Origin of the sequence: Paraburkholderia sp. PREW-6R (assembly GCF_039621805.1) — a bacterium.
Taxonomy (GTDB): Bacteria; Pseudomonadota; Gammaproteobacteria; order Burkholderiales; family Burkholderiaceae; genus Paraburkholderia.
Window position 1 is genome coordinate 550,632 of record NZ_CP155075.1, and the last position, 23,023, is coordinate 573,654.

The following is a 23,023-nucleotide window of genomic DNA, read 5'->3' on the forward strand; positions in this document are numbered from 1 at the left end:
GACCGACACCCACACGCATCACGGAGAACCACGATGTTTGAATGTCCCAATCTGCTTCAACACTTGCGAACCACTGCGTTTGTGCTCGGTACGTTCGTCGCATCTGCCGCTCAGGCTGCGCTGTCTGGGCCTCTCTATCCCGGCGAGGACGCGCTTTATACGAAGGCCGCCGACGAAGGCCTGGTGGTCTCATTCGACACGGGGCCCGAATGGGCCAACTGGAAGGCGCTGTTCGCCGAATTCCGCAGCCGCTATCCGAAAGTCGAGATCACGTACAACGACATCGGTTCCGCCGCGACCGTGGTTACGCTCGACAAGTCTCGGCGGCGCCCGCAGGCTGACACGGCCTATTATTTCGCCGCCTCCGCGCTCGACGCAAAGGCGAAAGGCGTGGTCGCACCGTTCAAGCCGCTGAACTTCGAAAAGCTTCCGGCTGTGTTTCGCGATGCTGACGCCCGGTGGTTTGCCGTCCATTCGCTGAATATCGCGTTTCTCGTCAACAAGAAGCTTGTCAAGGACGTGCCGAGGCGCTGGTCGGATCTTCTGAAGCCCGAGTACAGGAACGCCGTCGTCTATCTCGACCCCCGCTCGACAGGACAAGGGCAGGTGGACGTATTCGCGGCAGCCTACGCGATGGGCGGCAGCGTCGACGACCCGAAGCCGGGCGCCGATTTTTTCGGCAAGCTGAAGACGGCCGGCAACGTCCTGCGCGTGGAGGGCACCACGCCTTACGCGAAGTTCGTGAAAGGTGAAATTCCGGTTCTGATCGGCTACGAGAATGACGGCCTGAAAGCAAAGTACAGCGACGGCATGGGCGATGCGGCCGAGGTGGTGATTCCACAGGACGGAAGCGTTTCCGCGCCGTATGCGATGAGCCTCGTCAAGAACGCGCCGAATCCGTCGGCCGCCGAACTTTGGCTCAATTTCGTGATGAGCGATCCGGGGCAGACCTTGTTCGCGCAGGGTTATGTCCGGCCCTCCGTGCCGGGCGTTACGCTGGCCCCGGAGATCGCGGCAAAGATGCCGAACGCCCCGCAGGTCCATCCGCTCGATGTCGTCAAGGCGGCTGCGCAGAAGGCGCAGGTCGACCAGTTGTGGTCGCACGCGACGCTCGGGCAGTGAACGACGTGGCCTCCCTTCATGACCAGGGCCGGCCGCGATGAGCCCGCGTCCGACTTTCGCTACCCGCGATGCGGGCTTGCTGCGCCGCTTCGGTGGCTTGCCGGCTGGGCTGTTATTCGCGATCGCGTTCGCGTTGCCGCTCGCCGCGCTCGTCGGTGCCGCATTTGACGGCGGTGGCCGCGCGTTTGCCACCGTGCTCGGCGACCCGCTGGTGGCCGACGCGATAGGTCGATCGCTGGGCCTTGCGGCCGCCACCGGCACGATGTCGACGGTGATCGGCGTGATGCTGGCTATCGCGCTGGCCGGCCAGTCGCCGAAACGGCGGCGCGTTTCACTCGCTGTGCTCGGTGTGCCGCTCGCGTTCTCGGGTCTCGTAATTGCCTACGGCTTCATTCTGAGCTTCGGTCGCGCAGGTTTCGTGACGATGCTGCTCGCGAAGCTTGGCGCCGATCCGGCGCGGGTGGGCGGCGTGATCTACACCGGCGCCGGTCTCGCAATCGCGTACGCGTACTACCTGATTCCGCGCGTCGGGCTGATGCTCTATCCGGCCTTCGCCAACTTTGATCGTCGTCCGCTCGACGCGGCGCTGACGCTCGGTGCACGGCCATGGCGCGCCTGGCTCGACGTGGCCTGGCGCGAGTTGTGGCCGTCGGTGGCGGCGGCCTGGTGCCTGGTCGCGGCAATCGCGCTCGGCACCTACGGCACGGCCGTCGCGCTGGCCGGTACGCAGATCAATATTCTGCCGCTCTTGATGTACCTGAAGCTGTCCGACGGGCAGACGGATTTTTCGCAGGTTGCCGTGCTGTCGGTCGTGTTGACTGCGCTTTGTACCTGTGTACTTGCAATGGGGGAATGGATTGTCAGACCAAGGCAACACTGAACATAAGCGGCTCGTCGATGTCGCGCTTGCTGATCTCGCGGCGCGTCAACGCGGCGCGAACCGGCACCTGATGCCGGTCGGTGTGATCGGCCCGAGAGCGGCCACGGAGGAGCAACTGCTGATGGCCGAAGCGATCGCCTATGCGCTCGCAAAAGCAGGCATTGCGATTGTGGGCGGTGGTAAGGGTGGGGTGATGGAAGCGGCTGCGCGCGGCGCGTTCCGCGCCGACGGCATCGCGATCGGCCTGTTGCCCGAGGACGATGCGGAAGGCGCGAACCCTTACCTGCGTGTCGCGTTGCCGACCGGACTTGGCATAACCCGTAATGCGCTCATCGCTCGGTCAGCGCTGTGCCTCGTAGCGGTCGGGGGTGGACTCGGAACGCTGTCAGAGATGGCGCTCGGGCTGCAGTGGGGCAAACCGGTGTTCACGGTGTGCGACGCCCCGCAGGTTGTAGGCGTGGAAACTTTCGATTCGGCGGACGAACTGCTCATCCGTGCAGCGCGCTGGCTGAGCATGCACGCCTGATACAGGGAACGTAAAGCGATAACATTTTTTTATATAAATAGGAATACTAATTATGAGAAAGACCATAATCGGTTCATGCATTTTGGGTGGTGTTTGCATGGGTGCGCATGCGCAAGGCAGCGTGACGTTGTATGGGATCGTCGACAACGGTCTTGCGTGGCAAAACAGCGCGACTTCGGTGGGCTCAACCTCGGGTGGCCATTCCGTCGTCAAGATGACCGCGGGGGTCTGGGCGGGAAGCCGTTTTGGCCTCAAGGGTAGCGAGGACGTCGGGGGCGGTACGAAGACCATTTTTACACTGGAAAACGGTTTCAACAGTACGAACGGCACCGCACAGTACGCGAGCGGGATCTTTACACGGCAGGCGTGGGTCGGTGTGACGAACGATCGTTTCGGTACGTTGACCGCTGGACGTCAGTACACCGCTTACTACAACATGCTCGCGCCGTGGAGCCCGACCACCTGGTTGACCGGATACTTCGGCGCCCATCCGGGCGACATCGATTCACTCGATAACATCTATCGTGCGAACAACTCGCTTGTCTACCAGTCACCGACACTGGCCGGCTTCACGTTCAGCGCTTCGTATGCGTTCGGTGGCGTGCCGGGCAGTTTTGACGCTGGCTCGACGTGGAGCGCGGGTCTGCAGTATCAGAAGGGGCCGATCGGCATCGGTGCGGCAGTTCAGCGCGTGAACAACTCGACGCCGGGCGGTGGTGCCTGGGGGGCGTCGTCGACGACTTCGAACGGTGGTGCGCAAACGGCTGTGTCAGCCATTAACAACGGCTACCAGACCGCCCAGGCGCAGCAGCGCGTCGCAGTGACGGGCGGATACCGTTTCTCGTCGGCGTGGGACGTGAGCGCGTCGTATTCCAACGTGCAGTACATCGCGGGCGTCGGATCGGCGTTCCGCGATACGGCCATCTTCAACACAGCAGGCACGGTGCTGCATTTCAAGCCGGCGAGCGCGTGGGATCTTGCCGCCGGATACAGCTATACGCGAGCTACGAAGGCGAACGGTATCATAACCGCAGCGCAGTACAACCAGTTCACGCTCTCGCAGTACTACGCGCTGTCCAAGCGTACGGGTCTTTACGCGGTGCAGTCGTATCAGCGTGCGAACGGCGACACGTTATCGAGCAACGGCAAGATCATTGGGGCTACGGCATCACTCGGAGATGGCTTCAGTGGCTCTCCCTCGTCGTCTCGCAGTCATGTAGCCGTGGGTGTCGGTGTCGTGCATCGCTTCTGATTCAAGCATTCTGTATTTGCTTTAATTGAGCCGCGACGCATGCCGCGTTTTCGCTAAACCACCTTTTAGCAATATCCGCACTCGTACTGAGCAGGAATATTTCAACCTCGAAGCGGTTTTAGCTGGGCGGCTAGTAAGTGCATGCGCGACGTACTTTTAAGGTTGCGCAGGCTTGGCGAATTCTCTTCAGAGGTGGACCGATGAAGGCGGAGGTGGTCACAGGTCGACTTTATCGTGAAACCAGGGGCGAACAGCATACATAGAAAGCCATGCGGGGTATGGGGCCGCACCAATTGCCTACTCGGGAGAGCTCTGCGTGGCAAGGTTCGTCGCCACTTCCCGGATACCATCGTGCGTCTGAAGTAGGCCGTAGCAGTTCCGTCACCATTGCGACAATAAATATGTCAATCTTCGGGCGTGCAGCGCGTCAACGCCTGAAAAGCCTTGCCGCCAACGGAATCGAGGGAGCGAAATAATTTCGTCTTCGTATCCAACCCCGTCCGCTTTATCGCCCTGATGAGTTAGTCAACGAGACTTTGGAGCCGCATGTGATCCTCGTCCAGAGCATTGACAGAAAGCATTGCATACCGCTCAAAGCACGGTATCTAAGATCGATTATTACTGTTAGTACCCCTTTGGACGCCGATGGTGTTGATTGCGAACGCCTACCCTTTTGGCAGCACTGATGTCGTCTGTATCGCGGATTTATCACCGCGGGAATTCAGAGTGAGCCCTCCGCGAGACAAGCCGGGCGCTCAAACCGGAGATACGTTCGAGGGCATCTGCGACCTGCAGAAGCATTACTTCCTGAAATGGTCGCGCAGCCATCTGCACGGCCACCGGCATACCGTTCTCCCCGTAACCGGAGCAAAGACAGATTGCAGGCCAGCCAGTAAGGCTAAAAGGCGCGTTAAATCCTGGCGAAGAAAGGTCGCCCCATTCGGGAACGCTGTCGATGCGGGGTGCCTCTCCCGGCGCACCTGCAGTGACCAGGACGTCTACGCCAGCAGCGCGCCGCAGCGTTTCCGAACATAGTTCGTCGCGGTTACGAAGCGCTGCGACATAGTCCGAGCTTGACAATAGCGCTCCCAACACCAGGCGGTTACGCAACCGCTCGCCAAATTCGCTGAAGTGCTCTCGCACAGTCGACTCGTGCACCGAGTACGCCTCGCTCAGCATGACGACCAGAAGTGCCGCCTGATAATCGAACAGCGAAGGCATGGCGACTTCGACTATTTCGGCACCTTCACTGCGCCAGACGGCGAGCGCGTCCGTAATGCCGTCACGAACCGCGGCGCTTACCGGGTGATCCGTTTCGTGCCAGTGCGCAACGACTCCGATTCGCAGGCCCCGGACGCCACGTCCGAGGCCAATACTGAAATCGGGCACATCGCGGTCCGCACTGGCGGGGTCGTATGGGTCATGTCCCGCCATAGATTGCAGCAGGATTGCGCAGTCCTCAACCGTCGCAGCCATCGGACCAACGTGGTCGAGCGAGTATGCCAGCGGCAGGACGCCTCGCCGGCTACACAGGCCATAAGTGGGTTTGATGCCGACTATGCCACATAGGGATGCGGGACTGCGGATAGACCCTGCAGTGTCGGACCCCGTGCCGCCAAGGATTAAACCGCCAGCGATAGCTGCAGCGGTGCCGCTCGATGAGCCCGAGGTGAATCGCTGGATGTCCCACGGGTTGCGTGCTGGTGGCCACGGAAGATCGAACGGTGGGCCGCCCAGTGCAAATTCATGGGTCGTGAGCTTTCCGAGCAGCGATGTGCCGGCGTCAGCAAGCCGTGCTACGACACTTGCATCCTCCGTCGGCGTAGAATTCCTGAGCAGCCGCGACTGCGCCGTCGTGAGTATGCCGCGCGTGGAAAAGATATCTTTGTGAGCGATCGGGATTCCATCGAGCTTGCCGAGTAACGTACCTTCCATCATGCGCTTCTCCGAGGCTCGCGCATCCGCTCTCGCGCGATCCGCTGTCACCGTTATGAAACTGTGAAGCGCGCTGTCGTGGGCGTCGATTCGCGCAAGGCAGTGCTCGACCAGCTCGACGGGAGAGAGCTCGCGAACGGCTATTCGGGCGGCAGCCTCGGCAATCGTGGGTGTATCCATCTCAAGAGCCTTCCCTATTTGCGCTTTCTGCTAGGTAGGCATCAGCACGAAAGACGTGCGCAGGTTCGCTCATGCGATCGCGGTTGTGGCCTCGGACACGCACAAGCATCGGCTCAATGAATCGCCAGCCTCTGGTGACCTGTTGGATTTGTTCCGGCGAAAGTCGCAATTGCGCGCGCCGCATGAGCACTTCGATATCGACAGGCGTCATGGTTGTCTCCCTGTGAGCGTTAGTTCTTCAAGAGACCTGTACAGGGGGTCGACATCGCCGCCACGAAACCTGGTGAACGCGCTCAGGAGTTGCTGTTGCTGAAAAGACGTCACAGTACCGTCTGTAACCGCAATAAATTTCCTTTCCACCTCGTCGTCAGAAAGGGGGGCGCTTGCTTCACCGCAAGGCGCGGTCACCTCCGATACATAACGGATGCCGCCGCTTAAAATAACAACCCGGGCGAGAGTCTCGGCAGGGAAGCGCTGGTCGAGTTCCGTATCTAAAGTCAGTCTGACTTTCGATGCAATCGCCGTCGCCTGTTCGTCACCGAGCGCGTCGACGGTAAGAGGGAGCAATGATTGCGCCCCGCGCGTTGCCACAAGTCCAAGACAATAGGGGATGCTGTACTGAATTTCTGTCAGGTTCAGCGGCTCGCGGCTGTTGGATATGCGCAATGCGCCGCTATAGGTCTGGACCTCGATGGCTTGGATCTCGTGCGGACAAATACGATGTTGTCCCAACAGCTTGAGCATCGCATCAAGCGGTGCGTGCACGTGGCGGCAGCATGAATAAAGTTTGAAATAGACGTGCTCAATATGGGATGCCAGCCCAAGCTGGAAGTCTTTTGGAAATCGATAATGCTGCATGCTGTCAAGCACGTTCCGCGGGCCAGTATGGCCGGCCTCCGCAAGCCCCAAGGCAACGAGGCCTGTGACCACAGACCAGGGGATGCCTTCCTTGACGTCACTTCCTTCCGGACTCGGCGTCCGGGAAGGCGCGCTGGAAAACAGCTGGTTCGGCGCACTCTCCCCTGCGATAGCCAGCGCATGAGCTAGTAGATCACGACTTGTCCCACGCAGGGCCGCTGCTGTCGCAACTACTGCATACGCGGACCATGTACCGGTATTGCCATAGGTCAGACGAGCGGCGCCAACTGACACGCCCACCTCGTAGCCGATCACGATCGAATTGAGAAGGGCGTCAACTGGCGCACAGATTTCATTTGCGACGGCCAAGGCGGTCGGGATCACTGCCGCGCCCGGATGACCTCGAGCCAGGCGATGACCGTCATCTATATCTAGCGCGGCGGCAGCTGCACTGTTAGCCCACGCCGCAGCCAACACAGAAGAACGTTGCCCGGTGAACCAGATGGGCGCCCGCCCTTCGCCCATCATCGCGCGGCCCGTGTTCCGGACTGCGGCGACCCCTGTCTCGTGCAGGCCTGCGATTGCTGCGCCTACTAGATCGAGCAGGCAGCGCAATGCAGCGTGGGTCGCTGCCGTAGAAGCTCGACGCTGTCGAGCTGCGTCTACATAACTGCATATTTGCTCAATAATCGCAGGCGGACGGCCTTGCCCGACGATCAGATCTGTCCGCTGGCTCACTTTTCAACTTCCCTGTTCCAGCGCTCTGTCCATGCGGTGCGATTCGCATTGATCGTGTTTATGTCCGTGCGGATGAGCTTCTGCACGCTTTCTGGGCCATAGACCACGTCGGCCGCAATCGCGGGAGCCAACTTTGTTTCCTTGTTGACGGGCCCGAGGCCCGTCGCCGCGGTGAAGATTGCCTGCACGTCCGGGCTTAAAAGATACTGAATGAATGCCTGTGCCTGTTGTGGAAGAGGCGCACCCTGAACAGGGCAAACTTCGCTGAGAATCATCAGCGCGCCCTCTTTCGGGTACACGAACTTGACCGGGGCCCCCTGCATCAACATAGCCCGCACGCGACCGTTCCCCCACACACCCAAAGCCGCGTCGCCTGTTTGCAGTAGCTCAGCCATCTTGCCGGGAGACGGTTCCCAATCCAGTACGTCTGGCGAAATTCGCTTCATGGTCGCGAAGCCGGGATCAATCTTGTTCTCGCCGCCACCGTTCAGACGTGCTTCCATCACTAACGCGAGCAGGCCGAAGCCATTCGTGATTGGTGGAATGACAATCTTTCCGGCATAACGCTTGTCCTCCAGATCTTTCCAGGATGTCGGCGCAGCCCAGCCATTTTTCGCGAAGATCTGCGTGTTGTAGACGAGCCCCGTCGCGCCATATCCGAGACCTATGGCCTCGCCGTTGGCGCGCTTTGCACTCGGATAAACATTTTTGGAGTTTGGCCCGTCCTCCACCTTGGCGCACAGCCCGGCCTGAATTGCCAGGCTCATCGGCGCGTCGTCGATGATTGCAACAGAGATGGACTGCCGTCCCTTTTGAGCCTGAAGTTTAGCAAGCGTGTCAGTAGAGTTCGCGGGAACGTAGACCACTTTCACGCCCGTCTTTGCCTCGAACGGAGGTACGATTTTTTCGCGGAACGCCTTCTCAACGTCGCCGCCAAAGCCAGCCACGTACATTGTCGTGTCTGCGGCATGAGCACTGGTGGCCCCCATCAGCGCCATAAAGCTCAAGATACTCATATGTGTGCGCATGCGATTCTCACTTTCCCGAGGTTCGGCCAAAAAAAGGCGTGAGCGGACTGGCTCGACGGCCTGGATGGGGAAAGTTTAGGGACTCTGTCCCCCTCAGAAAAGACGATTTAGGCACGCTGCTTATGCCCAGACGTTATGGATCAGGTCCGCGTTCATTTTCAATCTTTCATCATTTGGTTACTCACCTCCATCGCAAACGCCCTTGCGAGGGATGAGGGCGGCGCGACATCCGGGAAAATGATTGCGTAGCGTGAAACAGGGCCGCCTTTCAGGGGCCTCGCGATGACCTTGCTCACATCGAACGACTCGATCGTCAGAGCCGAAAGAATCGATATGCCAATGCCGGCCGCGACGAGACCAGCTGCCACCAGCGAGCTGTGCGTTTCGGCAATAACATTGGCCGACGCGCTAGCCTCTGAAAAAGCATCGTCAATCTGATAGCGCACATAGCTGTGCTGTGAAAGCATCACCATGCGCTCGCCGTCGAGATCGGAGATATGCACGCGCTCCTGAGCGGCAAGCCGGTGCTCAGGCGGCATGATTACCGCGGCTTCTACCGGCGGCAGCGCTTCAATCGTGATTGCCGCTCGCGAGATTGGCAGTTCGACAAGGCCGACATCAAACTGGCCCGTTGAGACCAACTCGGCGATCTGTCGCGATGGCAGGCTATGTACTGTGGTAGTTACCGACGGCCTCAACGCCAGGAACGCCTGCAATGCACGCGGCATAACAGAAAGCGCGAAAGCAGGCAGGGTGGCCACGCGCAACGCGCCAGCTCGCTGGAAGCGAATGTCCTGGGCCACTTGTCCGATCCGCTCCGCCCCGACATACACCTTTTCGACCTCTCGAAACAAGGTTTGCGCCTCGACCGTCGGGAGCAGACGTCGCCCTCGTCTGGCAAAGAGCTTGAAACCCAGCTGTAACTCGAGCAATGCAATCGTGCGACTTACAGCGGGCTGGGTAACGCTCATCAGGTTGGCGGCGCCGACCACGGTGCCGGTCAACATCACTGCGCGAAAAGCCTCAATGTGACGCAGACTTGGCGTACTTCTCATCCATAACCTCCGCGCATATACAGCCTCCCAATCAGGCATGTACATGTCATCTTGATCGCTTTAGGATTCATCAGATAGCTGGAAAACATAGAAATATCAATGTGAGACAAGATGATGGAACGGTACATCAGCAGCATATATGAGCCAACACCTATTTTTAGCGTCGCCTGTCATCTGGGCTGAAGCATGAGCTATCTCCAATTGAACGGCCTGGCGAAACGCTATGACGACTTTGTAGCGGTAAGTGATTGCACGCTCTCGATCGAACGCGGCGAATTCGTCTGCCTGCTTGGCCCGTCGGGATGCGGAAAAACTACGACGCTACAGATGTTGGCAGGTTTAGTTTTGCCGACTGCGGGAAGCATCGTGCTCAATGGTAAGGACATTACCAGGGCGAAACCTAGCTCCCGCGGACTCGGCGTGGTATTTCAGAGCTACGCGCTCTTTCCTCATATGACCGTTGAGCAGAACGTGAGCTTTGGCCTTGAAATGCGGAAAGTTGCTGCTTCTGAGCGCAGAGGCCGCGTCCGGGAAGCGCTCGATCTGGTCCATCTCGCTGGCTCCGGTCACCGGTATCCACGCGAGCTGTCAGGGGGGCAGCGGCAGCGCGTGGCGATGGCTCGGGCTCTGGTGATCGAGCCACAGGTATTGTTGCTGGATGAACCGATGGGTGCCCTCGACGCGAAGTTGCGCGAGGACATGCAGGTGGAGCTGCGCGCGCTCCAACACCGTCTTGGCATTACGACATTGATGGTGACTCACGATCAGGCGGAGGCTCTGACTCTTGCCGACCGCGTGGTGCTAATGAATAAAGGCTCCGTACAGCAGGTCGCAAGTCCGCTGGAGATGTACGAGTCGCCAAACGGGCGGTTCGTGTCGACGTTTCTCGGCAAGGCAAATGTGTTCACAGGATTTAGCGACGGCGGCATACTCAGGTTCGACGGCCATACGCTTCCGTGCCCAGTCGGAGCACCTGAAGGCGAGGTTGATTACATCGTGCGGCCGGAGAAGATTCACGAGGCCGGCGACGACGCTTTGGTGGTTGGAAAAGTCACTGGTCGCCTGTTTCTTGGCAATCACTGGCTTTTGCATGTGAGCACCAGGCTCGGGACCATCCAGTACGCCCAGATCAACAACGGCAAAGCTCCTTCCAAGGAAGGGATGGACGTCGGACTGCGTTGGGATTGCGAGCATGTGCGAGTTGTCGCGAGGGGCGTGCAATGAGGAGCTCCAACCGCAATCCGCTGCCATATACGCTTGCAGGCCCCGCGACGTTCGTCATGCTGGCCTTCGTTGTATTGCCGCTCGTAATGACATTGTCCCTCAGTCTTTACAGAACGGCGCCCGACGGGACATTACATTCCTCACTAACCCAGTATGCTCAGGTGTTCGGCGAAGACTATTACCGACACATTTACTCACGAACGGCCGCCCTCGCGGCAATCGTGACGTTGATCTGCATCGGACTTGGAGTGCCGGAGGCTTACGTGCTGGCAAGCCTCTCCAAGCGCTGGCGTGCGGTATCGATGTTCATCGTTCTCGGTCCGCTGCTGATGTCCGTGGTTGTGCGCACGCTGGGGTGGGCGGTACTACTCGGCAATGAGGGGATTCTTAATCGCGCTCTGCTTGCGCTGCACATAGTCGACGCACCGATAACCTTGATGTTCTCCTTCACAGGTGTCGTGATCGCGCTCGTGCACGTGCAGGTGCCTTTCATGGTACTTGCGGTATGGACGTCGCTGCAGAAAGCTGATCCTGCGGCCGAAAGCGCGGCCGAAACGCTCGGTGCTCCGTCTGTGACAATACTGCGCCGCATTGTGCTCCCGCAGGTGATTCCGGGCGTGTTATCCGGCAGTCTTATCGTTTTCGCCTTGACTGCCAGCGCATTCGCCACGCCCGCGATTATTGGCGGACGGCGTCTTAAAGTCGTTCCCACCACGATCTACGACGAGATCCTGAGCAACCTTAACTGGCCGCTCGGCACGGCGATCGCCGTAGTACTGATGGCGGCGGTATTTGGAATCTCTATTGCAGCAGGGCGTTATGTCGAACGTCGTTACAAACAGGTGTTCTGATGCGTCGCACTTCAATCCCCTTGCTCGTGTTCCACTTATTTTTTGCTGTCTTCATGCTTGCACCTCTTGTAACCGTGGTGCTAGTGTCCTTCACCGACAAGGGCTACGTTTCAATGCCGTTCGACGGAGCGTCGTTGCGGTGGTACAGCGCGATCCTCAATGCACCAGACTTTATCGATGCATTCTGGCGTAGCGTTAGCCTCGCTACCGGAGCCGCAACGTTCGCCACACTTCTCGCGTTGCCAGCTGGTCTTGCGATCGCGTGGTTCAGGTTCACAGGACGCGACGTGATCATGAGTTTGCTGATGTCGCCGCTGATGGTGCCAAACGTAGTCCTCGGCATCGCGCTACTGCGCTTTTTTACGCAACTCGGCGTCTCTGGCTCCATGTCGACACTCGTACTCGCACATACGCTCGTAGTGGTGCCTTATGCGCTGCGCCTGGTAGTGGCATCTGCTACGGGTTTCGATCGTTCGGTTGGACAGGCAGCGCAGACTCTTGGCGCATCCGCATGGACCGCCTTCCGACGGGTGGAGCTGCCCCTTATCGCATCTGGCGTAACAGGCGGCTGGCTGATAGCGTTTATCAGCAGCTTTGATGAATTGACCATGACAATCTTCGTAGCATCCCCGGCGTCGGAAACGTTGCCTGTGAAGATGTACAACTACATCGCCAACACTATCGACCCGATGCTCGCGTCAGTGTCGACCGTGCTCATCGTGCTTACGCTTCTGCTAATGCTTCTGCTGGACCGCCTGTTTGGCCTGGACCGGATTCTCTCGGGGAACGCATGAAACCTCAATTCTCAACCGACGTCCTCGTCGTCGGAGGCGGCGTGATCGGAATGTCACTGGCGTACGGCCTCGTCCGACACGGACAGAATGTTACTGTGCTCGATCAGGGCGACGACGTGTTCCGTGCTGCGCGAGGTAACTTTGGTCTGGTGTGGGTGCAAGGAAAAGGACTTCAAGATCCTGCATACGCGCGTTGGACGGTTGAATCCGCAGCGGGATGGCAGTCGTTTGCATCGGGGCTAACCGCGCACAGCGGAGTCGACGTCGAACTCTCGCAGATCGGTGGGTTGCGCATGAGCTTCAGTAACGAAGAGCTCAGCCGTCGCACTCTCGATATGGAACGCATCCGACTTACTATCGGCGACACTTATTCGTATGAGCGCCTGTCCGCTGCGGAGGTTCGCGAACTGCTTCCGGAGGTTGGCCCCGAAGTCGCTGGCGCCATCTTTTCGCCACTCGATGGACACGTAAGCCCGTTGCGGCTGCTAAGAGCGCTCGTCGAGGCTTTCATAAAACTGGGTGGCACCCTACGTACCGGTGAAAGCGTGGAGCGCATCGACTATCGTGGTGGCGAGTTCCGGACCGACGCGACATCTGCATCCTACCTCGCAGGCCGTGTTGTGCTTGCGGCCGGCCTTGGCAACCGCGCGCTCGCGCCTCAGCTTGGTCTTTCTGCACCGGTCGAACCCGTGCGGGGACAAGTGCTCGTCACCGAGCGCATGCAGCCCTTCCTTCGATATCCAACGCTACATGTGCGGCAGACTGGCGAGGGAGTTATCCAGATAGGCGACTCCAAAGAGGACGTCGGGTTCGATGAAGGAACGACGGTACAGGAGCTCGCGACAATCGCCAGCAATGCGACGCGCTATTTTCCCTTGCTCGCAAACGTTAATGTCGTTCGGGCTTGGGGTGCGCTGCGCGTGATGACACCCGATGGAAATCCGATTTACGAAGAGTCGCGTTCGTGTCCGGGCGCATACCTCGTCACATGCCACAGCGGTATCACGCTGGCGGCACAGCACGGCGGGCAGATCGCAGACTGGATACGTGGCGCACCGAAGCCGCTTGGCATCAACACCTTTACTGCAGACCGATTCCATGTTCCGACCTCTGACCACTGATGTGACCCGCCGCATGGTGGCCATTTCGATAGAAGGCCGTCTCGTCCACACCCGGGAAGGCGGCACCGTCGCGCTTGCGCTGCTGGAGGCTGGCGTCAATCACACGCGTACGACGCCGGTGTCAGGCGCACCGCGAGCACCGTACTGCCTGATGGGTGCCTGCTTCGAATGCCTCGTCGAAGTGGACGGGCAGCCAAACGTTCAGGCCTGTATGGTCGAGGTCCGCGATGGAATGCGCGTGAGCATACAACGCGGCGCACGCGAGCCTGGAGGAAAAGTATGACTCATGACGTTATCGTAATCGGCGCGGGGCCGGCGGGCATGACTGCTGCACTGACTGCAAGCGAGTTTGGGCTCAAAGTAGCGCTGATCGACGAGCAGCCGCGGCCTGGCGGACAGATCTACCGCAATGTTGGCATTGCAGACGCATCTATCCGGCACCACCTCGGGCCAGACTATAGCGCGGGAGCACAGATCGTTGATCGGTTTGTCCGGTCGAGCGTTGACGTTTACTCCGGCGCGCTAGTTTGGGACATCGATCAAAAGCGCACCGTCAGCATCCTTGCGGCAGGGCGTGTCGATCAGCTTACTGCTCACCATCTGATCATTGCCACTGGTGCTATAGAACGGCCATCCGCTATCCCGGGCTGGACCTTGCCAGGAGTCATGACTGCGGGCGCGGCCCAGATTGCCCTCAAGTCCGGGCCGTCCGTTCCGGAAGGTCGTATTGTGCTGGGCGGCACAGGGCCCCTGCTGTTGCTAGTAGCCTGTCAGTTGATCGAGGCGGGCGCCAACGTGGTGGCGCTCGTTGAAACGGCGCCTCGCAGCAACTTGACGCCTGCGCTGGCGGCGTTGCCGGGCGCTTTACGCGCGCCAGCACCGCTCTTAAAGGGCATCCGCATGTTAGCGACGCTGCGGGCGGAAAAGCTGGCTCGCTACGCAAGTGCCCGGGAGCTGTCCATAGAAGGCGTCGATCGTGCCCGCGGACTGAGTTTCGTTCATCACCGAACGCCCGTGTCTGTGGAAGCCGACGTCGTCCTATTGCACCACGGCGTTGTGCCGAACACACAGCTTACGCGTCTGCTAAAGCTGGACCATCTATGGAACGACTCTCAGTTGGCGTGGATTCCGAAGCGCGATGCTTCCGGGCTGACGTCGCGCGACGGCATCTGGATTGCTGGCGACGGCGGTGGAATCGACGGTGCTCGCGCGGCAGAGGCTAGTGGAGCACTTGTTGCGCTAAACATTGTGCACCGTTCGGGACTTGTCGATAACCCGACATTCGAGGCTCGTGCTTCGAATTGGCGGCGTACGCTTGCGAAAGAGCGCGCAGTGCGGCCTTTTCTCGAAGCGCTTTATCGGCCGCCGCAATGGATCGGCTCACCGGCCGACGAGACGCTCGTCTGTCGCTGTGAAGAGGTTACTGCGCGACGAGTGCGCGAAATGGCACGACTCGGCTGTGCAGGGCCCAACCAGACAAAGTTTTTCAGCCGATGTGGTATGGGTCCGTGCCAGGGCAGGATGTGCGCAATCACAGTAACGCAGCTTCTGGCGGAAGAGCGTGGAGTGTCACCCGGCGACATCGGCGCGTATCACGTCCGCGCCCCTATCAAGCCAATAACATTACATGCGCTTGCTACCCTGCGGGAAAAGCATTCGCCAACCGAATAAAACAGGAACGAGAATGATCGACGCAATCGAGAGGTTTGAAGTGACCCCAAGGATGAGCAAAATTGTCCGGCACGGCGGCATTGTCTATCTTTGCGGTCAGACGGCTGCTGGGTCGGTGGCAGCGGATATAACATCGCAAACTCGTGAAGCGCTGTCGCTCACACAAGCAATTTTGTTACTAGTTTTCAAGTAAATTTGTTACTACCGCCCCGTGCGGCCCCCCGGTCAACGTGATCGCCCGATTCGTCTGTACCTTGGCTGTGCCGTGTCTGGTCCGCAACCTCGAGCGCGTGACGATACCGGCCTGCCGTTCTCGCCAGTTCCTCAGCGTCGGTCCAGAAACCGCGACGGGCCTTCACGCAGTCGATGAAGAGACGATAGTCGGCAGCGACGGTTGTGGACATCGGGCTGGGTTTGACGACCGGCGCCAAGGCAGGGTAGGGCAGCGCGTTACCACCGATGTGCGGGCATAGCGTCGCGCAGCGCCGCAGTCCCGCGATGGCGGCCGCGGGCGTCGCGGCGAGAACCTGCAGGCGGGCGTTTTCCCAGCGGGCAACAAACTGACCATCGACGCCTTGATAGAGCCAGCACCACGGCCGCCCACCGCTCAGTCCCAACAGGCGCCGGTGGCGAACATCCCGATTTGCAGGGGTGAGCGCATCAACGACGTGCCAGCCGCCCATCTCCGACCACGTCAGGCAGGCGCCTCGAGCCGCATCCCACATTAGTTCAAACCGGGTCTGCTGCCGCGTTATGTATCTGGCCTGACGTAGGCTTTTGATGGCGTGCGGTCGACTAAGCCAGCTGGACGTCAAGGGCGCAATGAATTGCACGCCCTGAGGCGTCGCGCGCGCCAGCCACGCACTGTCCGACCATGCGGTACGAGGCGTCACGTCCGACCAGGCGGCGACACCAGAATGCGCGGTAGCGCTGGTCCGCGCATGGGCGTCGCGCCACACGGCTCCGAGCGTCACGCGTGCCGCATGGTATTCAAGCCATTTCCTTGCTTCGTCATCTGGCGCCTCGCCGCAGATTTGACAGTCCTGATCGACTGACAGGGTGAGCCGCATCCTCGCCGTTCTTGGTATCTGCTGATCGGGCCAGCGGCGAGCCTCGACACCGGGCTCGATTGCCCGGCTCCAGAGAAGATCCGCGAACGCTTGCCGGGCTTTGACACTGCCTGCGACCCACTCGGCAATCAGGAGTGGATCGCACGCCTTGATGAAGCTTGCTACTGTTCGCGCACTGCCGGGGGCGAGATGTCGCCGGACGCGGCGAGCGAGCGCCCGATACACCACTATGGTCGGTGATATCGGGCTGGCACCGTCAGGACCGGCGACGGGCTCTTCCTTTGCGCGCATTCGCCGTTTCTGGCAGCGCGACACATACGACACGAGGCTGACTGGCCTCCGCAGATCGCTGACCGGCCGGAAGCACGCGGGATAGGCAATGCCCAACGCGCGGGACGCACCGATCAGCCATTCGACGCTACCCTTTGCACGACGGCAGCATGCTTTGTCAAGCTGCGCCGGTCGGATCAGTAGAGACATTGCATCAAGCCACTGCGCGACGGGATCGAGTGCGCAAGTCTGCTCTGCCGGCAGCGTCGGTCGGCGGCAGGTCTCACGGGTGAAGAAGTGCAGTCGGTCGCATCGACAACCACCGGCCGGACCGTCCGCGCTCCATGAATGCAATCCTCCGGAAAAGGGCGCGCCACAGTAGCAACGATCAACGAGCGGCATGCCATGAATCGGGCAGGCGTGAAGCAGTTCGACGGAAAAAAGCGCGCTGTGATATCCCGCCGCAAGACATGCAAAACACAGGCGGGGCCGCGGTACAACAAGCGTCCGTTGCAGCGCTTCGGGGAGCGCTGCGAAAGTTGACCATCGGAAGACATCCGGCGATTCTCCGAGGCATCGCGCCAATGCGGCGGTCTCGCCACGCTCAAAGGTTGACGGAGGGTCGATGGTGCACGTGCACGACGGTAGATGCCACGGAAGATCGTCGGGATGAAGCACGTTCAACGCGCAGGCACGCATTACGGTATGCCATCTCGATGCATAGGGCAGCACACTTCCAGTGTGCCAGGTCAGGCGGGACTCAGGCATGTCCGGCTCTGCCGCGAGTGATTTGCCGAAGCGTGGCGCTCGCAGAAACCAGCGCCATCAGGGTGCCGTGCCCGCTCGCGTCGACGGCGGTCTTCCACGCGTCGGCCGAAGTTGCCACATCAATCCCGACGCCGCCCGCGACTCGCAGCAGAACATGACGGCAGGCCTGCGCGACAGTCTTCATCGGGAAGTCTGATGGTCCCGCGTAATGCGCCGGCAGTGAGTCTTCCATTGCCCTCATCAAGGTGTGGGCGTGATCCGCCATCCGGAAGCCGTCCGCCCACTGTAGAGGCGTGAGACCCGCCGTGAACGAGCAGCCCGAACCAACCGGCCATTCGCTCCCTTCATCGTAGCCGCGCATCACGTAGGCAAGTTCGCTGACGCTACGCACACCATGAAAGGGTGCCGAGGCAAGCATGAAGCGGGCGGCGACGTGGGCGCCGCCTGCCAGCGCCATCCCCATCGGCTCGTCGAAAAACTGCAGCGACGCGATCGAGAACACGGACAGGCGGATGCGCTGCTTCTCCAGCAGGCTATGCAGTTCTACCAGCCAGATCCACTCGCGCTGACTCATACCTTGAGCCTCGTCGATGACCAGTACGAGAAACCGGCCGCCGCCCTGGGCGGCAAGTTCAATCCACCGCTCGACCAGCATGGTCTGACGCTCCAGCGGGCTGCGCCGCAACTGAGCCAGCCGATGTCCGCTCGCATCAAGAAGGTAGGCATAAAAGCGGCCCACCGCTGCGGCGCTGCCGGAGTCCGTATGGCTCCAGATGACCAGGGGCACATGGCCGCCGTGGCGCTCAGACAGCAGGCGCTGCAACCAATGGTCAACTGCGCTCGATTTGCCGAAGCGGGATGGCCCGAAGATCGTCGCGCCGTCTATCTGGTCGTCCAGCCAGCTGCTGATGCGCTCGACCATGTCATTGATTGCGACCGTGAACAACGAATAGTCGCGCGTCACAATAGGATGATCCCGTGATACGTGGGCGGCGACTAGTGGCTCTGCCGTTGCGGGCGCCGTTACCATTGCTGGGCTCGCCGAATCGGTGGTAGCGCCGTCCCGGTTTCACGGTCTGGTTGTGCGGGCGTCGCATCATGCACTGCAGGCGTGCTGCCGATCCTGGAAAGGCTCACCATTGACTGGCCGGCGACCAGCTCTGCATGCTTTTGCAGGATGCGCCTTGCTTCCAGATACGCAGGGTGGGCGGGGAGCTTTCCCAATGGCGCCGCTTCGGCATACCGGATCAACGCCTCGACAGCGTCGCCGTGTGTCGCCAGATGGAGCAGCCGGCGCTTCTCAAGTGCGCGGATCGCTTGGCGAACATAAAGCGAGTGCGGCGTTCGGTGCCATGGGGGCGCGGCGCGCACGACGCCAAGAAAAATCCCCCGCTGTGTCGAGACGGTGGCATAGCGCGCGTCGTCCTCGTCGTCGAGACTGACCCACAGGTTTTCGCCCAGCAGGTCGGTGCGCAGGCAAAGCCACTCGGCTGAATAGCGGCCGTTGGCGAAATTGAAGTGCGGGCGGCGACCATTTTGCAAACCGCCAAGCAGTGTACAAAGCTTGCGCACGCCGACGATGCGACGCACAGCGTCGGGATCGGCTTGCCGTGGTTTCCAGTTTCCTTGTGCGAGCAGTCGATCGAGCTGTTCGAGCGGACTCCGATATCCAAGTCCGGAATGAGGCGTCGCGTTGTAGTTTGCAACGAGTGTGTCGAGCAACTCGTGCGCGTATTCAAGTTGAAACTGGGTGGCGAGCGCCGCTGCGTCGGGATCGGTGCCGCGTCGAGCAGGAGGCGAACTTCCGGTTGTGGTTGAGAGTCGATGAAAACCGTCGGCGGCCAGACGTGCGAAGAACGATTCGATAAAAGGCCGATCGTCTTTGCTGCGTCGGCGGCTAAAGCAGGCAGGGTCCTGTGGCTTGACGAGCCTTGCGCCCACCACGTCACGCAGGACGTCTTCGACGCGCATGCAGATGTTGGCAAGCGCGCCGTCGACGCTGAACTCGTTCCAGCATGCGCCGACCAGTTGAGGAAAGCGGTGAGCGGGTAGGCCAGCGTCTGGCAGATAGGCCGAATTGCTGAACTGCAGTTCCCGCGGCGCCCACGGCTGAAGGGCGCAGCGAATGGCCCGCAGCACATCCTCGGCTGCGCATTCCCGGCGCAAACTCAGGTGGTAACCGAGCACTGCGCGCGACGCTACATCAATCAGCACGACGACCCACAGACGGTGAATCATCCGCGACTCGGTGCCGCCGTGCGGAGAGGGCACCAGTACCATCATCCGACTGTCGAGCTTGTGCGCGTCGCACTCGACGCGCTCGAACGGAGCAAGAAGGGGCCGACGCGTTCCGTCGCCGCTGGTGGCCTTGCGCGCCGAGTCGTTGCAGGCGAGTTGACGTGCCCGTGCGGGATTTTCCGCCAGTACCCGATCGATAAAGCGAGACAGGGTCACGTAACCGCGTTTCTCGACATTGAATGGCCATTCGCCCCGGCGCTCAAAGCCGCGATCGCGCAATTGCGCGAGAAACCATCGGAACACTGCCATGCGTGGGCGAAGCGAAGATTCGAGGTCGCTGCGTTTGCGCAGGATGTGCTCGCGCAGAGAGCTTTCGAATCCTCGTCCCGTTGGAGACTCAAAAACCCATTGCAGTGCACCCGCTGCTCCGCCGCCCCATGCATCAGGTTTGATGGGTGCCTTTCTATCGTAAGACTTGACGCGCACATAAGGCAGCAGTCCGCGCCAGCCGTGAACGTCTCCGTCCGGATGGGCTGCGAGGCAGCGCTCAGTGAGCAACCGGTAGGTCTGGACCCGGCCCATCGCGCATTCTGCCTTAAGCTGCGCGTCGGTAGCGCCGTCGAGATACAGGCGGATAGCGCTTTCACGTCGCCCGTACAACGCTTCACGCTCAGGGGATAGGGCAGCTCTATCGATTCCGGGCCAGGTTGCGAGATCAATGTCGCCCGCGTTGAGGGCGGCACTTTGCGAAGGTTCGCATGCTCGGAACCGTGATCGTCGTATCATTTGCGCTCCGCCGTCGCCTAGCCACACCAAATAAGGGTAGGCGAACTCGTGAGGCATGTTGTTGCCGTTGATAACGATGGCCACGGGGTATCCGAGATTGGCGGATAGAGTCGGTTGTGGGACGGGCGCGGCCCCGCGATCGGTGCCCGGTGATCTCCCACCCGATCGTTGCACCGTGCGGTGTGGGAAGTTTACGGGAGTGGTGGCGTAAGACGCTTGTGGACCCTCCGGTCAGATTACTTTCTCCTAAGCGGTCAGTCAGCCAAATCCTTGGTTTTGCGAAGTGGAGTGCCAATAAGCGGCGGTTGGCGGCCTCACCCTATCGGCCACAATCGGCCGTTCGACGAATGTCCTCGAATCGATGACAATCGAAGGAGCAGGTCTTATGCAAGGCGTGACGGACACCGCAAATGCGCTATAAAAACATTCCCTCAGCGATCCACAATTTCGGCGCCAGCTTTACAAGCCTGGTGAATTATTTTGCCGACGGATACGTGATCGACGATCTTGATCTGATCCATCGACAGCAGATCGACATCGAGATCGATTGGCTGGGCAACATCTTTAGACCAATGGAAAACGCAACCGAACGGATTTTGATCTCAATTAGGAGTTACCGCTCCGACCTCGAGCGTCACTTATTGTCTGAAAATGTCGAGCTTAGATCGCTGGTTAAGCCGGAGTTTCATTGGCCCGCACAGGGTCGAAAATTCATGGCTGCCGTCGATGATCGCGGCAAGGATTACAAAATCTATGTGAACGAGTCAAAGTAACGCTCTGAACGGATGTTTGACATACGCTCTATCGCGGCCATTTCACCGGGATGTTAGGGCCGGCAGCCTCAGGTCGATCTGGGCCGGTCGCCATTAGACTCAGTTCGGCCAAGAGCGGACTGTCGACCTTGATGCAAAGATCGTTGACAAACGGTGTGCTTGACCACCTGTTGAAAGCTGCATAGGCACAGGCTAACCGACGGCAGACCCATCGGTCTCCTCCGACGCTTTAATAGCTCTTCCCAAGTCTACCAAGTAGCGCTTTACCGCTTTGAAGTCACCGCGCCACAGCCACTTCAAGCATGTGAAGAGTTCCCACGCCAGGAGTCGGTCACCATACCGATAGGCCGTCATATCGTGCTCAGTCGGAGCGATATTGGATGACATCCTCGATTCAAGGTAATGATCGTGATTAACAATTTCGACGAATGGTTGCTCAATGATGAGTTCAGTGTCGGGTGCGATGACGTGAAACTCAACTGAAGTTAAGTCTTCAAATATTAGCTTTTTGTAAGGACTTTTCGGATCATGCACGCCACCAAACTCAAGGAAAATTTCCGACGGTGTGATCTGCTGCTCTATCAGGTGAAGTAGCACATTGCCAGCGCCGTCCGCGCAAAAGACAACCAAGTCGATGTCCGAAACACGATCTGCGGTCCCTTTTGCAAATGAACCAACGACCGCTGCCGCCGTGCAATCAGAAGAAGCGTCGAGCGCCGCCGAGATTCGCTCAAGAAGTGCGATCTGGCGTGTTGTGGAAGGGTTGCCCCTCCAATCCGTGAGAATATCTGCGAAGCGCATCGAGCAGTCCTATGTGGGTTTGGCGATGGGCGCGTGAGACACTATAAGCCGGAAGTGCAGATTTCGGGAGAGCGGTGGAACCGCTGCGGCTCGAAGAGGGCCTGCTGTGCGCGGCAACAGTCGGCCATCAAGCGACGGTCGCCGGAAGCCTCGATCGGTCATTCGAGCGGCTAAGGTAACTCGAAAGCGGGCATCGCTGGCCCCTCAGCCTGCTAGATTCGCACGCCAGTTGCATACAGGTGGTCAACGCAGTAGGCGCTTCCGTTCAGCTGATTTTTCTTGCAGTCATGCCACATGCATTTCTCGACCGAATTCTCTCCACGTGACTGTGCAAGGTACGCTTTGCGCAGAGCTTCGTCGGATGTGTCCCAGTCCTCGGCATGTTCGACCTTCGCCGCAAACTGAATCTGATATTTGTCCCACTCGTCAACGGCCCATAGCTGACCACACGCAGGGCATCGCAGAAGGCATCTCCAGTCCATGGCATCTACATGCTGGAAGCCGGGAAACAGTCTCGTGACAGTTCCGTCTACCCGGCGTATCGTCGGCTGTTCAAGACAATCACATTTCATCGGCCGGGTCCCCCCTCAGATTGCCGCCGAATCCCGGTGCCATCGATTCGGCAACACCACTTTACGTGTGCGCTCCAGCCGTCTCTTGTGTTGCGCGAGGCAATTCCGTTTGCCACCAGATCGTCCCTGAATCCACTGGCGTCCAAGTCTTCCATGCAGACGCAAACAGGCAGACCCTCATACAAGCGAACTTCGATTCCTGACACATCGAGTCTCGTATCACCGGCAGACAGCAGGACGGTACAGTCGCCGATCATCTCATTGAAATCGACGCCAAAAATTGGTTTCGGAAACATGTCAGTTTCCTGTTCCACGAGAAAACGATCATTCTACGTTTGCCTCGGTGCACGACGTAAGAGTTTGTCTTACGGACCGCTCAGGGCTCCATAGCCGCCGCTCGGTCACACGTGCTACGGAGGACCGGATTGGGTCGGCAAGCGGCAATGGGCTCTGCGAAGGCATCTCCGGAAAGCGGTCATTCGTTTTTCACCACCCGTGAACGGCCAGTCG

The 23,023-nt window shown here is 59.7% G+C and carries 21 protein-coding genes; 12 read left to right on the top strand and 9 right to left on the bottom strand.

The annotated features are described in order from the left end of the window. Window positions 1–33 precede the first annotated feature (33 nt). The 4 genes from AAGS40_RS27060 (at window position 34) to AAGS40_RS27075 (ending at window position 3,780) form a co-directional block, all read left to right on the top strand. A complete protein-coding gene (locus AAGS40_RS27060) occupies window positions 34–1,122 on the top strand; it encodes an extracellular solute-binding protein (protein WP_345816641.1) in 1,089 nt (362 codons plus the stop codon). 37 nt (window positions 1,123–1,159) lie between these two features. Beyond that, window positions 1,160–2,002 (top strand): ABC transporter permease subunit, encoded by an 843-nt coding sequence (locus AAGS40_RS27065; RefSeq protein ID WP_345816642.1) that lies wholly within the window; start codon window positions 1,160–1,162, stop codon window positions 2,000–2,002. Window positions 2,003–2,072: 70 nt separating this feature from the next. After that, on the top strand, window positions 2,073–2,528 hold the full coding sequence (locus tag AAGS40_RS27070) for a DNA-processing protein DprA (protein ID WP_345817606.1): 456 nt from the start codon (window positions 2,073–2,075) through the stop codon (window positions 2,526–2,528). Between the two features lie 52 nt (window positions 2,529–2,580). Then, entirely contained in the window at window positions 2,581–3,780 is a 1,200-nt protein-coding gene (locus AAGS40_RS27075; protein WP_345816643.1) for a porin, read from the top strand. A 708-nt stretch (window positions 3,781–4,488) separates the two neighbouring features. Here the strand turns inward: AAGS40_RS27075 and AAGS40_RS27080 are convergent. From AAGS40_RS27080 to AAGS40_RS27100, 5 genes are all read right to left on the bottom strand, one after another. After that, window positions 4,489–5,895: an amidase gene (locus AAGS40_RS27080; protein ID WP_345816644.1), complete on the bottom strand. Its 1,407-nt coding sequence runs from the start codon at window positions 5,893–5,895 to the stop codon at window positions 4,489–4,491. 1 nt (window position 5,896) lies between these two features. Then, a complete protein-coding gene (locus AAGS40_RS27085) occupies window positions 5,897–6,106 on the bottom strand; it encodes a hypothetical protein (protein ID WP_345816645.1) in 210 nt (69 codons plus the stop codon). Beyond that, complete coding sequence (locus AAGS40_RS27090) at window positions 6,103–7,491, bottom strand: MmgE/PrpD family protein (RefSeq protein WP_345816646.1); 1,389 nt, start codon at window positions 7,489–7,491, stop codon at window positions 6,103–6,105. The genes AAGS40_RS27085 and AAGS40_RS27090 overlap by 4 nt, the downstream gene beginning before the upstream one ends. Further along, a complete protein-coding gene (locus AAGS40_RS27095) occupies window positions 7,488–8,519 on the bottom strand; it encodes an ABC transporter substrate-binding protein (RefSeq protein WP_345816647.1) in 1,032 nt (343 codons plus the stop codon). The genes AAGS40_RS27090 and AAGS40_RS27095 overlap by 4 nt, the downstream gene beginning before the upstream one ends. Window positions 8,520–8,677: 158 nt before the next feature. Continuing rightward, window positions 8,678–9,574, bottom strand: a complete 897-nt coding sequence (locus tag AAGS40_RS27100; protein ID WP_345816648.1) for a LysR substrate-binding domain-containing protein — start codon at window positions 9,572–9,574, stop codon at window positions 8,678–8,680. A 186-nt stretch (window positions 9,575–9,760) separates the two neighbouring features. On the opposite strand from AAGS40_RS27100, the gene AAGS40_RS27105 reads away from it, so the two are divergent. Genes AAGS40_RS27105 through AAGS40_RS27135 form a run of 7 tightly spaced genes read left to right on the top strand, consistent with a single transcriptional unit; the run spans window position 9,761 to window position 15,428 of the window. Next, window positions 9,761–10,798: an ABC transporter ATP-binding protein gene (locus tag AAGS40_RS27105; protein WP_345816649.1), complete on the top strand. Its 1,038-nt coding sequence runs from the start codon at window positions 9,761–9,763 to the stop codon at window positions 10,796–10,798. After that, window positions 10,795–11,649 carry an ABC transporter permease gene (locus AAGS40_RS27110; protein ID WP_345816650.1) on the top strand — a complete coding sequence of 285 codons (855 nt, stop codon included), beginning with the start codon at window positions 10,795–10,797 and terminating at the stop codon, window positions 11,647–11,649. Before AAGS40_RS27105 ends, AAGS40_RS27110 begins: the two co-directional genes overlap by 4 nt. After that, window positions 11,649–12,443 (top strand): ABC transporter permease, encoded by a 795-nt coding sequence (locus AAGS40_RS27115; protein ID WP_345816651.1) that lies wholly within the window; start codon window positions 11,649–11,651, stop codon window positions 12,441–12,443. Before AAGS40_RS27110 ends, AAGS40_RS27115 begins: the two co-directional genes overlap by 1 nt. Further along, window positions 12,440–13,564 (top strand): FAD-dependent oxidoreductase, encoded by a 1,125-nt coding sequence (locus AAGS40_RS27120; RefSeq protein ID WP_345816652.1) that lies wholly within the window; start codon window positions 12,440–12,442, stop codon window positions 13,562–13,564. The genes AAGS40_RS27115 and AAGS40_RS27120 overlap by 4 nt, the downstream gene beginning before the upstream one ends. Then, complete coding sequence (locus AAGS40_RS27125) at window positions 13,542–13,847, top strand: (2Fe-2S)-binding protein (protein ID WP_345816653.1); 306 nt, start codon at window positions 13,542–13,544, stop codon at window positions 13,845–13,847. Before AAGS40_RS27120 ends, AAGS40_RS27125 begins: the two co-directional genes overlap by 23 nt. Further along, entirely contained in the window at window positions 13,844–15,235 is a 1,392-nt protein-coding gene (locus AAGS40_RS27130) for an NAD(P)/FAD-dependent oxidoreductase (protein ID WP_345816654.1), read from the top strand. The genes AAGS40_RS27125 and AAGS40_RS27130 overlap by 4 nt, the downstream gene beginning before the upstream one ends. A 13-nt stretch (window positions 15,236–15,248) precedes the next feature. After that, on the top strand, window positions 15,249–15,428 hold the full coding sequence (locus tag AAGS40_RS27135) for a hypothetical protein (RefSeq protein WP_345816655.1): 180 nt from the start codon (window positions 15,249–15,251) through the stop codon (window positions 15,426–15,428). On the opposite strand, the gene AAGS40_RS27140 is transcribed toward AAGS40_RS27135, so the two are convergent. From AAGS40_RS27140 to AAGS40_RS27150, 3 genes are all read right to left on the bottom strand, one after another. After that, the gene (locus AAGS40_RS27140; RefSeq protein WP_345816656.1) at window positions 15,421–16,785 is read right to left on the bottom strand and encodes a hypothetical protein; all 1,365 of its coding nucleotides are present in this window, start codon (window positions 16,783–16,785) and stop codon (window positions 15,421–15,423) included. The two genes, AAGS40_RS27135 and AAGS40_RS27140, sit on opposite strands and share 8 nt — an antisense overlap. Window positions 16,786–17,335: 550 nt before the next feature. Next, window positions 17,336–18,307, bottom strand: coding sequence for an ATP-binding protein (locus AAGS40_RS27145; protein WP_345816657.1), 972 nt, complete (start codon window positions 18,305–18,307; stop codon window positions 17,336–17,338). Between the two features lie 59 nt (window positions 18,308–18,366). Then, entirely contained in the window at window positions 18,367–20,541 is a 2,175-nt protein-coding gene (locus AAGS40_RS27150) for a hypothetical protein (RefSeq protein WP_345816658.1), read from the bottom strand. A 236-nt stretch (window positions 20,542–20,777) separates the two neighbouring features. Between AAGS40_RS27150 and AAGS40_RS27155 the strand changes: the two genes are divergently transcribed. After that, a complete protein-coding gene (locus AAGS40_RS27155) occupies window positions 20,778–21,140 on the top strand; it encodes a hypothetical protein (RefSeq protein ID WP_345816659.1) in 363 nt (120 codons plus the stop codon). 192 nt (window positions 21,141–21,332) lie between these two features. Here the strand turns inward: AAGS40_RS27155 and AAGS40_RS27160 are convergent, their stop codons facing one another. Next, window positions 21,333–21,941 carry a nucleotidyltransferase domain-containing protein gene (locus AAGS40_RS27160; protein ID WP_345816660.1) on the bottom strand — a complete coding sequence of 203 codons (609 nt, stop codon included), beginning with the start codon at window positions 21,939–21,941 and terminating at the stop codon, window positions 21,333–21,335. Window positions 21,942–23,023 lie beyond the last annotated feature (1,082 nt).